This is a genomic window from Pseudomonadota bacterium, from assembly GCA_018817425.1.
Taxonomy (GTDB): domain Bacteria; phylum Desulfobacterota; class Desulfobacteria; order Desulfobacterales; family RPRI01; genus RPRI01.
On sequence record JAHITX010000080.1, the window covers coordinates 87,439 to 103,147 of the forward strand.

The following is a 15,709-nucleotide window of genomic DNA, read 5'->3' on the forward strand; positions in this document are numbered from 1 at the left end:
TACCCCCATTAAAGTTAATTATTTAAGTATGTTCTATATATTTTGTTTTGCCATAACGCAAGCATAAAATTGCCTTACTGCTTCTATATTACACGTGAAAAAACATCCTGATTCAAATCGTATACTTCGCCTTTTATAAGGCTGTGGTAACCTGTTGCAGCTATCATAGCGGCATTATCTCCGCAAAGATCAACAGAAGGTATGTGTACTTTTATTCCTGAAGAGATAGCGTCATGTTCTACTTTTTCACGTAATCTTTGGTTCGCTGCAACACCGCCTACAATTGAAACATGTTCACATTTTTTTAAAACAGCGGCATTTAGAAGTTTATAAGATAAAACTTCAACAACAGCTTCCTGGAATCCGGCAGCTATATCGGGTATCATTTGTGTATATCGGCATAAATTAATTTTTATAAAGCGGTTGACAGAAGTTTTCACGCCGCTGAAGCTGAAATCAAAAGCGGATTTATCCAGATAAGCTCTCGGAAACTGTATTTTTGAAGAATCGCCTTTTTGGGCAAGCTCTCCTATAATGCTTCCACCAGGATATCCCAGGCCAAGCATTTTTGCTACCTTATCAAATGCTTCTCCTGCGGCATCATCACGGGTTTGTCCCAAAAGCTCGATATCGGTGTGAGAGTTTACAATATAAATTCCTGTATGGCCGCCTGATGCAAGAAGCGATATGAATGGAAAAGGGGGGGGATCGGGTTCAAGAAAAACGGAGTTAATATGTCCTTTGAGATGGTTTACACCTGTCCATGGGATGTTTAGTGCAAAGGCATAGGATTTTGCAAATGAAAAGCCAACGAGTAGTGAACCTATAAGCCCCGGACCTTGCGTAACGGCTATTGCGTTAATTTGTCCGGGTTTGATACCGGCAGTGTTTATTGCTTCTCTGACAACCGGAACTATAGCTTCCATATGCTTTCTGGATGCCAATTCGGGAACAACACCTCCATAAGGAGAATGAATTTTGGCTTGTGATGATACAATAGTGGATAGTATTTTGTTCCCATCTGAAACAACGGAAGCGGCAGTTTCGTCACAGGAAGATTCAATGCCGAGAATAATCATGAAAAAAGATACCTGCTCAAACCCACTTTATTTTTTCCTGAGAGTCTTTTCTTTCCGCAATTTCACCTATCAGAAATATCTTTTCATTAAAACCGGCCAAACGATCCATAATTTCATCCACAGATTTTTCAGGTACTATTGCAACCATGCCTATACCGTTATTGAAAGTTCTCATCATTTCTGCTTCGGAGACTTTCCCGGCTTCTTTAAGAAAATTAAAAATTGGAGGTATATCCCAGCTGTCCTTTATGATTTTAATCATGCACGTTTCGGGTATTATGCGTACAATGTTTTCAGATATTCCCCCGCCGGTTATGTGAGCAAGGCCGTGAATCGGAAGGTCCCTAATCAAGCTTAGAATCATTGCAGAATATATTCTTGTTGGGGTAAGAAGCTCTTCTCCAATAGTTTTACCAAGCTCTGAAACATAGGAATCAATTTTAAGATTTAGAACATCAAAGCAAATTTTTCGGGCAAGCGAATATCCGTTGCTGTGAAGACCGCTTGAAGTGATGCCTATGAGTTTATGACCCATACGGATATCTGAGCAATCTATAATTTTGCCGTAATCAACAAGTCCAACGGCAAATCCTGCAAGATCATATTCGTTTTTATTATAAAATCCAGGCATTTCAGCCGTTTCGCCACCTAAAAGTGCGCACTTAGACTGCTTGCAACCTTCGGCAACACCTTTGATAACGTCAATAGCTATTTGGGAATCTATTTCTCCGGTTGCAAAATAATCAAGAAAGAATAATGGTTCAGCTCCTTGAACTATGATATCATTAACACTCATTGCGACAAGATCGATACCGATGGTATCATGTTTGCCCGCCATAAAAGCCACTTTAAGTTTTGTCCCGACACCGTCGGTAGAACTCACCAGAACAGGTTTTTGAAAATTATTAGTATTTAAAGAAAACATGCCGCCAAATCCGCCAATTTCACCGATAACTCCCGGTCTGTTTGTTTTTTTTGCGATTTCTTTTATAGATTCAATCAGCCTGTTCGCCTTGTCTATATCAACACCCGAATCAGCATAGGTTAGAGGTTTTGTCATGTCATATTCCAATTCATTAAAATAGAATCCGTTATATTTATAAAATTAATCTAAAAAAAGCAGCTATTTACTATAAGGAAAATAAGATGCCGTTTATAAGCAGATTAGGGAAAGTCTTTATGACTTATTAGTTGAAATCAATATGAAATTAAACGTATTCCATTAAAAAGTCAAAACAATTTTTTTGACATAAAATGCTATATATTGTAATTATGCATACAAATTGAAGGATATAATATATGTGGCGGATTACAGAATTTAATTTTATCAGGATGAGGCTTTATTATGAATAAGTTTGCCAGGCTGGATCGTTTACCTCCGTATGTGTTTGCAACTGTTAATAAAATAAAAATGGATGCCAGGCATGCGGGAGAAGATATAATAGATCTTGGTATGGGAAACCCCGATCTTGGGGCTCCCCAGCATATTATTGACAAACTTGTTGAAGCTGCCCAAAAGCCGCATAATCACCGGTATTCCGCTTCAATGGGTATAACCAAGCTGAGAATGGCAATAGCAAGCTGGTATAAGCGCCGGTTTGATGTTGATATTGATCCGGATAATGAGGCGATTGTCACAATAGGGGTAAAAGAAGGTTTATCCCATCTTATTCTTGTTACTATAAGTCCCGGAGATGTGGTCTTGACTCCAACCCCGACTTATCCTATTCATCCGTATTCCGCAATTATAGCAGGAGGAGAAGTTCGCGGAATACCGGTGGGGCCGGATTGCGATTTTTTTGAAAATCTTATTGATGCCACCCGGCAGACATGGCCCAAGCCTAAAGTTTTGATAATGAGCTATCCTCATAATCCGACAACCGAGGTTGTAAATATAGATTTTTTTGAAAAAATTGTCGATTATGCAAAAGAACATAATATAATGGTTATTCATGACTTTGCTTATGCAGATATTATATTTGACGATTACGTTGCCCCAAGTTTTCTACAGGTTAAAGGGGCAAAGGATGTTGGGGTTGAATTTTTTTCTCTTTCAAAAAGCTATAACATGCCAGGATGGAGAGTCGGTTTTTGTGCAGGAAATCCTGAAATTGTTGCCGCATTAAGGAGAATTAAAAGCTATCTTGATTATGGTGTTTTTCAGCCGATTCAGATAGCGTCCATTATTGCTTTAAATGGTCCGCAGGATTGTGTGAAAGATATATGCAATACCTACAAAGAGCGCAGAGATGCCCTTATAACCGGCCTTAACCGAATAGGCTGGAATGTTAAAAGCCCGAAGGGAACAATGTTTGTGTGGGCTAAAATTCCGGACAAATATATAAAGATGGGTTCAGTGGAATTTTCAAAGTTTATAATAAAGGAAGCACAGGTTGCCGTTTCGCCCGGTCTCGGTTTTGGGGAATATGGGGATGACTATGTCCGCTTTGCACTTATTGAAAATGCAATGCGTATCAACCAGGCTGTCAGGGGTTTGAGAAAGGTTTTGTAAATTTATGAGAAAAATCAATATAGGTTTGCTTGGTTGCGGAACAGTTGGAACAGGCGTTGCCAAAATACTGCTTGAGAAAAAAGATCTGATCAGTTCCAGAATAGGAGCTGAACTGGAATTGAAGCATATTGCAGATGTGGATACAACCAGAGACAGGGGCATAAAGTTTGCTGAAGGCGTATTTGTAAGCGATGCTTTAAAAGTTGTCGATGATCCTGAAATAGATATAATTATAGAATTGATCGGTGGCGAGAAGATAGCAAAAGATATGATTTTTAGAGCAATAGATAACAAAAAACATATTGTTACAGCAAACAAAGCTCTTCTTGCATCTTCAGGAAATGAGATATTTAAAGCTGCTGCTGCAAAAGGTGTTGATATCGCATATGAAGCAAGTGTTGGTGGCTGTATGCCTGTCATAAAATCCATAAGAGAATCGCTTATCGGCAACCAGATTAGCTCCATGACAGGAATATTAAACGGAACCTGCAATTATATTCTTTCGAAAATAACTGATGATGGAAGTACTTTCGAAGCATCCCTGTCTAAAGCCCAGGAAAAAGGCTTTGCCGAAGCTGATCCCACATTGGATGTCGAAGGTTTTGATACGGCACATAAACTGGCTATAATGAATTCAATCGCCTATGGTATGGAGATTAATTTAAAAGATGTTTATGTTGAAGGTATTTCAAAGATTACTCCTCTTGATATTGAGTTTGCCGGGCAGTTTGGGTACAGGATTAAGCTTCTTGCAATAAGTAAGTATATGGGAAATTCTGTTGAGGCAAGGGTACATCCGACAATGATACCTTTTAATAATATGCTTTCCAATGTAAATGGTTCGCTTAATGCAATTACTATTACAGGAGACGCTGTCGAAGATATTCTGCTTTATGGAAGAGGTGCCGGCATGATGCCTACCGCCAGCGCTGTCATAAGCGATACGGCCGATCTTGCCAGAAATATTTTATGCGGTTCGGTTGGAAGAGTTCCTTTGCTTTCCTGCCAGATTGCAAATATCCGAAGTATTCCAATTTTGCCTGTTGATGAAATATCTACTCAATACTATTTCAGATTTTCTTCTGTAGACAGGCCCGGAGTTCTTTCAAAAATATCCGGAATTTTAGGTAAATACGGGATCAGCTTGAAATCGGTTCATCAGAAAGGGCGTAAAACAAACGGTTCGGTACCAATTGTTATGTTTACGCATCTTTGTAAAGAAGAAGATGTCAAAAAGGCTCTTGGCGAAATATCAAAACTTGATGTTGTAAGTTCAAAACCTGTGCTTATCAGGATAGAGGATGACAGCTACGAAGATTAATTAATTATTTGTTTTGCTGTAAAATAATGTATCAGCCATATTCAAAACGGAGCATGGCAGGCTGACCGAAAATAAGAAAATTAGATAAACATTAGGTGATTTATGCAAATTGTATGTTGTGACCTTGAAGGAGTGTTTGTTCCTGAAATATGGATTAATGTAGCACAAAAAACAGGAATTGAAGAACTAAAGCTTACTACCAGGGATATATCCGATTATGATGTTCTGATGAAAAGACGGCTGGAAATATTAGAAAGAGAACATCTTACTATAACGGATATACAAAAAGTTATTGAACTGATAAACCCTCTTGAGGGAGCTTGTGAGTTTCTTTACTGGCTCAGATCCGTTGTGCAGGTAATTATTGTTTCGGATACCTTTGTTCAGTTTGCAGGGCCATTGATGAAAAAGCTTGGGTGGCCCACGCTTTTTTGCAATTCTCTTACTATAGGGCCGGACGCATCGATTGAAGGTTATAATTTGCGCCAGAAAGACGGCAAGAAAAAAGCGGTAATTGCGTTGAAAAGCCTCAATTACAATATCATAGCTGTTGGGGACTCCTATAACGATATTGCCATGCTTAAAGAAGCAGATAAAGGTATCCTTTTCAGGCCTCCGGAAAATTTTAAAAGCGAATTTCCCGAACTTCCCATAACATATAATTATGAAGAGCTTAAAAAAATTTTAGAAGACGGGTATCTGAGGGGTTAATACTATACTACTATTCTTTAAATTTAAAGAAGGCGTCTAATGCTACAAAGCAGGATTAAATATAGAGTTATTTACGGCGATACCGACAACATGGGATATGCATATAATGCAAACTACTTGCGCTGGTTTGAAATGGGGCGTGGGGAAATGTTCAGAAACCTTGGATTGACATATAAGACTATAGAAGAAAAAGGATATTTCATGCCCTTATCCGAAGTGCAATGCAAATTTTTATTTCCTGCTAAATATGATGATGTTCTTGTAATTGAAACAACTCTTGATGCAAGCTTTAAAGGCGGTATGAAATTTACTTATCGTATATTAGATGAAGAAGAAAAGATAGTACTGGCCACAGGAGCTTCAAAGCATGCCTTTGTTAATAAGAACAGAAAAATTGTCAGGCCGCCCGATTTTGTTATTGATGTCATAAAAAAAGCTTTGGCGGGTATTTAATATGGATATTGATATTTCAAAATTTAAAGATTGTAAAATATTTGTAATCGGCGATCTGATGATTGACGAATACCTGTGGGGTGATGTTGACAGAATTTCGCCCGAAGCTCCGGTTCCGGTAATAGCTGTGAATAAAGAAGATTCAACTCTGGGGGGTTCAGGAAATGTAATAAATAATCTTGTTGCGCTTGGAGCCAAAGTTTTTGCTGCCGGTGTTATTGGAGCCGACAGAAGCGGAAATGTGCTGATTAAGAAGTTTGCTGCTCTTGGAGTTGACGTACAGGGAATTATTCAGGAGCCAGGGCGGCCTACAACGCGAAAGACAAGGATTATTGCTGGAAATCAACATGTCTTAAGAATTGACAGGGAAACAATAAAAACAATTTCAAATGATACTTTTGATAAAATTATACATTTTATTGAAAATAAAATCCAGGAAGCAGATGTAGTAATTATTTCCGATTACGGCAAAGGTTTGATCAGTAAGAAATTGATATCAAAGATAGTGAAGACAGCAAAAAAATATGGTAGAGTGACGATAACAGATCCCAAAGGCCTTGATTATTCTAAGTACTTCGGTGTTACCCTGATTACTCCCAATATGAAAGAGGCTGCCCTTGCTTCAGGAATAGAAATAAAAAATAATTCATCCCTGCTAAAAGCGGGCGAAAAAATTATTGAAAGCACCGGTGTCGCAAATGTTCTTATTACCTGCGGCAAAGACGGGATGGTTCTTTTTGAAAAAGGCAAAAGGCCATATAAAATTAAAGCAAAAGCAAGGCAGGTATTTGATGTTTCGGGAGCCGGCGATACGGTTGTGGCCATACTAGGACTTTGTACGGCATTTGGCACACCGTTTAAGGTTGGAGCCTCAATTGCAAATACTGCTGCCGGAATTGTCGTAGGAAAGATAGGAACAGCTACAGTATCAGAAGAAGAACTATCGGCAGCTTTGACTGTTTGTGCCGATGACTACAGGATAAAGCAAAAAAGTCTGCCAGAGCTTTCCTCTTTGCTTTTGGACCTGAAAGAAAAAGGTAAAAAAATAGTATTAACAAACGGCTGTTTCGACCTTTTGCATGCAGGTCATATCAAGCTGTTTTCAGCTTCAAAAAAAGAAGGTGATATCCTGATAGTTGCAATTGATGATGATGATTCGGTTAAAAAACTTAAAGGAAACGGAAGGCCGGTAATAAAGGCTAAAGAAAGAGTCAGGATATTAAGTGCCCTCGACAGTGTTGATTATGTCATTGTTTTTCCTGCTAATAAGCTTGGGAATCTGCTTGAAGCCGTGCGCCCTGATGTACTTACTAAAGGAAGCAATTATTCATCCGAAGAAGTTTTCGGGCATGATATTGTAGAAAAATACGGTGGACGTATTGCTCTTATTCAAATCAGGGAAAATATTTCTGCAACCAGCATCATAGATTCAATAAGAAAAAGTGATTCCGTTTATTAATGCTTTATTTTAAAAAAAGTTCTGATGGATTAATTTTTAAGGTGTATGTTCAGCCCCGGTCTTCAAAAAACATGATAGCCGGACTTTTTGGGGATGCCCTGAAAATAAAACTTACAGCTCCTCCGGTCGATGGATCAGCAAATAATATGTGCATTAACTATCTTGCCAAAAGACTTTCGGTTTCCGCATCAAGGCTTGAAATTGTTTCCGGGCATACCGGAAAGACGAAATATATACTTTTAAAAAATGACGTAAAATCTTTATCCTCGTCTCCCGAAGCATTTATATCAAAAATTGATGAACTTTTAAAAAGTCGATAAGCAGGTTTAAGGCATGCGGCCCCATAACTAAACAATTATAAATTGAATCGGAACATTATTTTGATAAGCGCTATATAGTAGAAAAATTAAATCTGCAAGATACTGCCACTAAATTTAATTTGACTTATTTCCCTTTTGGTTATAAATTTTTACATAATGTAAATAACTCCATCAATCTGAATCTGCTAAATAAATGCACAGTCTCCTTAATTACATTTAAGAGGAGAATTTAAATTTCCTGTATTAGCCCGTTTGTTTTGTTGTTACACCAGATCAACCTCTAAATTTTAAGCCTTTGGTTTTCTAATGCAACTAAGCTTTTTTGGCTTTTATGTTTCATAAACAGCATTAACTAATAACCGTAAACTAAAAAGGAGGGTAAAATGGCTGAGAGTGTATACAAAATAATTGAACTTGTCGGAACAAGCCCAAAATCGTGGGAAGATGCAGCAAAAAATGCTGTTGAAAGGGCGTCAAAATCTCTTCGTGAATTACGGATTGCCGAAATTACAAAACTGGATATGAAGATTGAAAAAGGGAAAATAGCCGCATTCAGGGCACGGGTTCAGGTTTCATTTAAATACGAAGATGAAACCAAATAATTTATTTTATAGTTTTTACCGATAAAATAGCTAAGAGTTACATTATGTTATAATCTGCAAAGTATGCATAAAAAACTTTCTGCTGTTTATCGGTAATAAACAGCTTGACTTATTTTAGCTGATTAACTAATAAAGGTTTACTCGCAAAAAGGCTATCAACAGTTTGCGGGCAAGAAGAAGCCTTTAAAAGTATAAGCTGTTTTCTTAAATCAGATCAAAATTATTGCGGGGTGGAGCAGTCTGGTAGCTCGTCGGGCTCATAACCCGAAGGTCGTTGGTTCAAATCCAGCCCCCGCTACCAAACAAAAAAGAGGTTACAGGCAATTCTGTTGTAACCTCTTTTTTTTTATTTTTCCGGCCACAAAGATGTGTAATCAGCTACAAGTCCATTATCATATGTTTCCAGATAATTCCTGTATTTTTTGCGCTTGAATGACAGAATCCCTTATGTAATAATACATCATAATTTATAAAACACTGCTTTTGTAAATGTAATTTTATATGTTGATGCTAGTACATAAAAAAACAAAGATAATGCCTATTTTAACTATGAAAAAGAAATTATTAATACCTTCTATGCTTAAACCCGGCGATACAATCGGAATAGCCGCACCTGCAAGTCCTTTTGATAAAGACAAATTCAAAAAAGGTATTTCGGTTCTAAAATCTTTGGGCTTTAATGTCCGTATCCCAGAAGAAATATATAGTGTGACAGGATATCTGGCAGGTGATGATAACCAGCGTGCTTCAATTATAAACGATCTTTTTTCAGATAAAAAAATAAAAGCTGTATTTTTTGCTAGAGGCGGATTTGGTTCAATGAAGCTGTTGCCTTTGCTGGATTACAGAGCTATTTCTAATAACCCTAAAACATTAATAGGCTATAGTGATATAAGCGCTCTTTTGGCTGCTGTTTATAAAAAATGCGGCATAGTTTCTTTTCATGGGCCAATGGTTACAACGCTTGGAACTGCCACCCAAAAAACAGTGCGTGCTATGTTAACGGTCTTGACTTCACAATCTGATATCAAGATAAAGACTAATAGAGCTGTTGTTTTAACACCGGGAAAAGTATCGGCAACTCTATTAGGAGGAAATTTATCAACACTTTGTCATCTTACAGGCACTCCGTATTTTCCTTCTTTAAAAGACTGTATTCTTTTTATTGAAGACAGAGGTGAAGCTCTATACAGAATAGACAGAATGCTTACTCATATGAAACTTGCAGGATGTTTTAGCGGTTTGGCAGGTTTGGTAATAGGTTCATTTACAGAGTGCGGACCTGTAAAAAAAGTGTATAAATTAATACAGGATTTGTTTAAAGGGTATGATATCCCTGTTCTTGCCGGCTTGGAAGCCGGACACGGAAAGGAAAATATTACTATTCCGTTTGGCTTAAAAGCTGATCTTGACACAGAAAGTAAAATAATTTCTTTTAGGTGGCCAAAAGCAATGATAGCAGCATGGAAGAAGTAAATAATGCCATGATATCCGCCCTTTCAGAAAATGTTTTTCCAGGTGCGGTTCTTATTGTTTCGGTAAGAGGCAAAGTTGTTTTTTTTGAAGCATATGGTTTTGTAAATAAATTATCGCTTCTAAAGATGACAAAGCATACTGTTTTTGATTTGGCGTCTCTTACAAAACCTCTTGCCACAACACTTGCTGTTATGAAACTTGTCGAGCAAGGAAATCTTGAAGTAAAAGATAAGCTTGGATCAATTATTCCTCAGTTTAAAAACACTCCGAAAGCCGACATCAGCATCAAAAATCTTCTTTTGCATAATTCTGGGTTTCCTGATTACCGTCCATATTATTATAAACTATCCGATTTCGGGCAAAGTGAAAGGCAAAATGTTTTAAGAAAGCTGCTTATTAAAGAGCCGTTGATTTGCCAGCCAGGTGAAAAGACTTTGTACAGCGATCTTGGGTTTATGATTTTAAGATGGGTTGTTGAATATATTTCGGGATGCCGTTTGGATCATTTTATATATGAAAATATATATAAACCGCTTGGGCTTGAAAATCTTTTTTTTATTGATCTTGAATCAGAGCCCAAAAATAAAAAAAATAAAATATTTGCCGCTACCGAATTTTGCGCCTGGCGTAATATGCTTATAGATGGTGTTGTGCATGATGAAAATGCTTATGCAATGGGAGGAATAGAAGGCCATGCCGGTCTTTTCGGCACTGCAAGTGATGTTAACAAATTATTATCTCAACTGCTTTTAGCATTTTACGGATTATCCAAACACCCGATTATTCATCAAGAACTTATAAAAATATTTTGGAGCCGCAATAAAGGGTCTGACCGGGTTTTTGGTTTTGACACCCCGTCTTTAAAAGATTCGAGCAGCGGAAGACATTTTTCATACAACACTGTCGGCCATCTCGGATTTACGGGTACTTCTTTCTGGGTGGATCTGAAAAAGTCTGTAATTGCAATATTGCTTACAAACCGCATACATACTACGCGGGATAATTTAAAAATTAAAGATTTCAGGCCGGTTTTACACGATACCGTAATGGCAAATCTGGCAGACAGTGGATTTTTATAAGCCTTTTGCCGGTTTATGTGAAAGTTTATAAGTTGATAAAGCAGATGAATTAACTTTGTAAAAGCACCGATTATTTTGTAAATTTACCCTTGTAATTAAAGATAATTTCTGGTAGCTGTTCATATGGTTTATAATTGGGTTTGTCAAAATAGGTTTTATAAATTTATACTCCATTTTGTGCAAAGTGGATTGAGCCTGTGTTCTTTGACTGCGTGAATGTTGTACACAAACAGGTTTGTTTAATGTATGAAATAAATTACATCTTACTCCAAAATAGATATGCGTTCCTTTCAGTTGTATGATTTTATTAAGAAGCCGCCAAAAGTAGTTGTTGCTGAAGTGTATGTTTATAATATATTAATATAACTAGTCTTTAATACGTTTTAGAGGGAATATGAATCTTTTTATAGACAAAATTTTAGGCGCATTTTCGAGTGATCTTGCTATTGATCTTGGTACGGCAAATACACTCATTTATGTTAAAGGCAAAGGGATTGTTCTGAATGAACCCTCTGTAGTTGCTGTTAACAAGGACGATAATACTAAAAGCCGTGTTCTTGCTGTAGGTATGGAGGCAAAAAATATGCTGGGAAGGACACCCGGCAATATTGTTGCCGTTCGTCCCATGCGCGAAGGCGTTATCGCTGATTTTGAAGTTACCGAGGCGATGCTGCGCCATTTTATTCAGAAAGTACATAACAGAAGAACTTTTGTCCGGCCAAGGATAATCATTGCTGTTCCCTCAGGAATTACACAGGTTGAAAAACGTGCTGTCAGGGAATCCGCGGAATCGGCGGGAGCGCGGGAAGTCTTTTTGATTGAAGAGCCGATGGCGGCTGCGATAGGAGCCGGATTGCCTATTTCTGAACCTATATGCAACATGATTATAGATATTGGCGGAGGCACTACCGAAGTCGCAGTTATTTCTCTTGCCGGGATTGTTTATAGCAGATCAGTAAGAGTGGCAGGTGATAAGATGGATAGTTCTATCATCCAATACATAAAGAGGAAATATAACCTGCTGATAGGAGAAAGATCGGCTGAAATAATAAAAACCACCATTGGTAATGCTTACCCTGATGCAGAAAATATTGAAACAATCGAGGTTAAGGGCAGAGACCTGGCTTCAGGGATTCCAAAAATATTATCCATTGATTCTGAAGAGATACGGCTTGCAATTTCAGAACAAATTGACGCAATCGTTGAGACGGTAAAAATTGCATTGGAACATACCCCTCCTGAACTGGCATCGGATATTGTTGACAGGGGAATTATATTAACCGGGGGAGGCGCATTGTTAAAAAATCTTGACAAGCTGTTAAGAGAAGAGACGAGTTTGCCAATAAGTGTTGCTGAAGATCCTTTGTTAGCGGTAGCTATGGGTGCAGGAAGAGCATTAGACAGTATCGAAATCCTAAAAAAGATCGTACTATCGTAATTTCATGTTTTCAAAAAAAACAATGATAGTAGTCTGTGTAATAATACTTGTGACTGCAAATATCATTGTGCTCTCGGTTTCCAGTAAGCATCGTTATCCACCATCTACTTTTGGAAGGATAGCGTTGATCGTAATATCCCCATTGCAGAATGTCCTGACGCAAACAGTTAATTATACAAAAAATATTTGGGAAAATTACTTTTTTCTTGTGTCAACGGCACGTGAGAACAACAGACTTAAAAAAGAAATGGGGTACCTGATTCAAAAGAACAACGAGTATCATGAAGCAGTACTTTCCAATATCAGGATTCGCAGCTTACTTGATTTTCGTCAAAGCATACCTTATGAATCTATCGCTGCCGAAGTAATTTCTATTGATCCTTCTATGTTGTATCGAACAGTAGTTATTGATAAAGGCAAAATAAATGGTGTTAAAATAGGTTTCCCTGTTATTACTCCGCAAGGTATTGTCGGTCAGGTAATTGATGCTGCTGATCATTATTCCAGGGTTTTATTGATTTTAGATCAAGAAAGTTCCGTGGATGCTGTTGTGCAGGAGAGCAGGGCACGCGGAATTATAAAAGGCGCATCTTCGGATCAATGTATCTTTAAATATATATTGCGAAGGCATGAGATAAAAATTTGGGATTCTGTAATTTCATCCGGACTGGATGGTGTTTACCCTAAAGGACTTCCTATCGGGTATATTTCATATATTAACAAGAAAAAATCAGGCCTTTTTCAGGAAGTAAAAGTAACGTCGCATGTTGATTTTAATAAACTGGAAGAGGTTCTTGTTGTGATAAATCAAACACCGAAGAGTTATACAAATAATAAATGAAATATTTATTTTACGTCTGCTTATGCCTCATATTGGCCCTCATTCAAACGACTGTTGCCCGTTATTTTGGGATGCTAAGAGGGTTTTATGATCTTTTCATAGTGGTTGTTGTATTTCTAGGTCTTTACCGTAATTTTCGCGAAAGCATTCCTGTAATTTTGTTAGCAGGTTTTATAATGGATAATCTGTATAATGGTCCTTTTGGTTTATATGTTACCGTATACATATGGCTATATATATGTATCAGATGGAGCTCGGTCTATTTTAACGTTAGAAGCAGTATGTTTTTGGTCTTTGTAGTTGCAGCAGGAGTGTTGTTTGAAAATATAATTTATGTAGGCTCATTTATGATGTTTAATCCCGAGTTACTCTTTGTCGAAAATTTATCCGGCAAAATATTTACACAATTTGTCTGGGCTCTTGTTACGGGGTATTTTTTTATTATGCTTGTTAAAAAAACTTATCATTATACCTGTTCCGGCATGTTTGAAAACAGACAAGTGTTATAACGATATTTCATGCCGTAAGGTTTGATATATAAATTGGTTTTTAGGCAATGAGCAATTTTTTAAGAAGTACGGATAATAAATGGTTTCGGCATCGTTTGTCGGTGGCAACGTATTTTGTTACTGCTGCATTCGCGCTTCTTTTTCTGCGTATTTTTTATTTGCAGATTATCGAAGGCCCCGAATATAGACAACTTTCAGAGAACAACTGTATCCGTTTGCAAAATATAGAATATTCGCGCGGGTTGATTTTCGATCGCAACGGGGTTTTACTTGTTGATAACAGGCCCTCTTTTAATCTCAATCTTGTATTAAGTAACGCTAAGCCTGTCGGAGCTACAATTGATAAACTTTCAAAATATACAGATATGCCCATCGAAGTATTGAACGCACAGATCAACGGCATAAAAGGCATGTCATGCTATAAGCCGTTTTTGTTGAAACAGGACATAGGAAGAGATATTCTTGCTGCTATAGAAGCCCATAAGTACGACTTGCCGGGAGTTTCTGTGGATGTTAAACCTAAAAGACATTATATGTACGCCAATAGAGCTGCACATCTCATTGGTTACTTAAGCGAGATAAGCGCAAACGAACTAAAAGATAAGAAATATAGCGGAAGTAAACCCGGAGATTATATCGGCAAATTTGGAGTTGAAAAATCATTTGGTAAATTTTTGACAGGAAAGAGGGGGATACGTCATGTTGAGGTAAATGCAGTTGGTCAGGTTGTAAGGGTTTTGAAAACGGTTGAGGCGAAAGCCGGGAGCAATATCTACCTGACAATTGATGAAAATCTCCAAAAAAAAGCCGAAGAACTGCTGAAAGATAGAGCCGGTGCAGTTGTTGCAATGGATCCTTTCTCCGGTGAAATTTTGGTAATGGCCAGCAGCCCCTCTTTTGATTCTAATTTATTTGTATCGGGGATGTCACATGAAGAATGGGAAAATATCATTTCACACCCTGACCGGCCTATAGAAAATAAAGCTATCAAAGGAGCTTATCCTCCTGCCTCAACATATAAAATTTTAACTGCTATAGCGGCTTTGGAAGAAAAAATTATCGACAACAATACATTGAGTTATTGCCCCGGTTATCTACGGCATGGAAACCGAAACTATATGTGCTGGAAAAGAGGGGGGCATGGCTGGACTAATATTGTAAAAGCGCTTGCGGTATCCTGTGACGTATTTTTTTATGAAATCGGGCAAAAGCTTGATATTGACAAGCTTGAATGGTACGCAAAAGCCTGCGGTCTTGGTGCCCCGACAGGTATTGATCTGGAACAGGAGGGTACGGGTTTAATTCCTTCTACTAAATGGAAAAAAAAAAGATTGGGTTATGCATGGACCAGTGGGGAGAATCTTTCCGCAGTTATCGGGCAGGGTTATAATCTTACCACTCCTATACAGGTATTGTTGCTGATATCCGAAATAGCCAATGGAGGGGAAAGAATCAAGCCGTTGGTTGTAAAAAAGATAATGACTCCGGACGGTAAACTTGTTATGGAAAGCAAGCCTGAAAAATTAGGCCGTATTCCTGCAAGTCAGAAAACAATTGATATTATAAGACAGGGTTTATGTGATGCTGTTAATGAAAATTACGGTACTGCCTACAGGGCACGTCCTGGCGGTGGAATTAAAATGTGTGGTAAAACCGGAACAGCACAGGTTGTAGGAAGAAAGCAAGCAGATAGCAACTATGATAAAAAAACGGTGTCTTACCTATATAAACCTCACGCATGGTTTACTTGTTATGCTCCGCAAACAGATCCTAAAATTGCGATAACAGTGATTGTTGAACATGGTGAGCACGGATCAAGTGCTGCTGCACCTATAGCAAAAGAACTTGTTCAGGCTTATTTGAATCCGGTAAATGAAGAAACCCAAACTTCCTCAAACTAACCTGCAAT

At 37.9% G+C, this 15,709-nt stretch carries 15 protein-coding genes and 1 tRNA gene; 14 read left to right on the forward strand and 2 right to left on the reverse strand.

Translation table 11 applies throughout. The annotated features are described in order from the left end of the window. Positions 1 to 83: 83 nt before the first annotated feature. Complete coding sequence (gene tsaD / locus KKC46_14375) at positions 84 to 1,079, reverse strand: tRNA (adenosine(37)-N6)-threonylcarbamoyltransferase complex transferase subunit TsaD (GenBank protein ID MBU1054994.1); 996 nt, start codon at positions 1,077 to 1,079, stop codon at positions 84 to 86. Positions 1,080 to 1,095: 16 nt separating this feature from the next. Beyond that, entirely contained in the window at positions 1,096 to 2,139 is a 1,044-nt protein-coding gene (gene purM, locus KKC46_14380; GenBank protein ID MBU1054995.1) for a phosphoribosylformylglycinamidine cyclo-ligase, read from the reverse strand. Positions 2,140 to 2,424: 285 nt separating this feature from the next. Here purM and KKC46_14385 point away from each other — a divergent pair, with 285 nt between their 5' ends. From KKC46_14385 to mrdA, 14 genes are all read left to right on the forward strand, one after another. Then, positions 2,425 to 3,591, forward strand: coding sequence for an aminotransferase class I/II-fold pyridoxal phosphate-dependent enzyme (locus KKC46_14385; GenBank protein ID MBU1054996.1), 1,167 nt, complete (start codon positions 2,425 to 2,427; stop codon positions 3,589 to 3,591). Between the two features lie 4 nt (positions 3,592 to 3,595). Then, positions 3,596 to 4,912, forward strand: coding sequence for a homoserine dehydrogenase (locus KKC46_14390; GenBank protein MBU1054997.1), 1,317 nt, complete (start codon positions 3,596 to 3,598; stop codon positions 4,910 to 4,912). A 102-nt stretch (positions 4,913 to 5,014) separates the two neighbouring features. After that, a complete protein-coding gene (gene thrH / locus KKC46_14395) occupies positions 5,015 to 5,623 on the forward strand; it encodes a bifunctional phosphoserine phosphatase/homoserine phosphotransferase ThrH (protein ID MBU1054998.1) in 609 nt (202 codons plus the stop codon). Positions 5,624 to 5,662: 39 nt separating this feature from the next. Continuing rightward, positions 5,663 to 6,076, forward strand: a complete 414-nt coding sequence (locus KKC46_14400; protein ID MBU1054999.1) for an acyl-CoA thioesterase — start codon at positions 5,663 to 5,665, stop codon at positions 6,074 to 6,076. Between the two features lies 1 nt (position 6,077). Then, positions 6,078 to 7,535 carry a D-glycero-beta-D-manno-heptose-7-phosphate kinase gene (gene rfaE1 / locus KKC46_14405; GenBank protein MBU1055000.1) on the forward strand — a complete coding sequence of 486 codons (1,458 nt, stop codon included), beginning with the start codon at positions 6,078 to 6,080 and terminating at the stop codon, positions 7,533 to 7,535. Next, complete coding sequence (locus KKC46_14410; protein ID MBU1055001.1) at positions 7,535 to 7,855, forward strand: YggU family protein; 321 nt, start codon at positions 7,535 to 7,537, stop codon at positions 7,853 to 7,855. The genes rfaE1 and KKC46_14410 overlap by 1 nt, the downstream gene beginning before the upstream one ends. Positions 7,856 to 8,238: 383 nt before the next feature. Then, positions 8,239 to 8,457 (forward strand): dodecin family protein, encoded by a 219-nt coding sequence (locus KKC46_14415; GenBank protein ID MBU1055002.1) that lies wholly within the window; start codon positions 8,239 to 8,241, stop codon positions 8,455 to 8,457. A gap of 224 nt (positions 8,458 to 8,681) precedes the next feature. Further along, positions 8,682 to 8,758, forward strand: a tRNA-Met gene (locus KKC46_14420). Positions 8,759 to 9,006: 248 nt separating this feature from the next. Next, on the forward strand, positions 9,007 to 9,933 hold the full coding sequence (locus KKC46_14425; protein MBU1055003.1) for an LD-carboxypeptidase: 927 nt from the start codon (positions 9,007 to 9,009) through the stop codon (positions 9,931 to 9,933). Further along, positions 9,921 to 11,012, forward strand: coding sequence for a serine hydrolase (locus tag KKC46_14430; protein MBU1055004.1), 1,092 nt, complete (start codon positions 9,921 to 9,923; stop codon positions 11,010 to 11,012). The genes KKC46_14425 and KKC46_14430 overlap by 13 nt, the downstream gene beginning before the upstream one ends. Before the next feature lie 394 nt (positions 11,013 to 11,406). Beyond that, the gene (locus KKC46_14435; GenBank protein MBU1055005.1) at positions 11,407 to 12,450 is read left to right on the forward strand and encodes a rod shape-determining protein; all 1,044 of its coding nucleotides are present in this window, start codon (positions 11,407 to 11,409) and stop codon (positions 12,448 to 12,450) included. A 4-nt stretch (positions 12,451 to 12,454) separates the two neighbouring features. After that, entirely contained in the window at positions 12,455 to 13,291 is an 837-nt protein-coding gene (gene mreC / locus KKC46_14440) for a rod shape-determining protein MreC (protein ID MBU1055006.1), read from the forward strand. A 176-nt stretch (positions 13,292 to 13,467) separates the two neighbouring features. After that, complete coding sequence (locus tag KKC46_14445; GenBank protein MBU1055007.1) at positions 13,468 to 13,800, forward strand: hypothetical protein; 333 nt, start codon at positions 13,468 to 13,470, stop codon at positions 13,798 to 13,800. A gap of 47 nt (positions 13,801 to 13,847) precedes the next feature. Then, positions 13,848 to 15,701 (forward strand): penicillin-binding protein 2, encoded by a 1,854-nt coding sequence (gene mrdA, locus KKC46_14450; protein ID MBU1055008.1) that lies wholly within the window; start codon positions 13,848 to 13,850, stop codon positions 15,699 to 15,701. Positions 15,702 to 15,709: the final 8 nt, after the last annotated feature.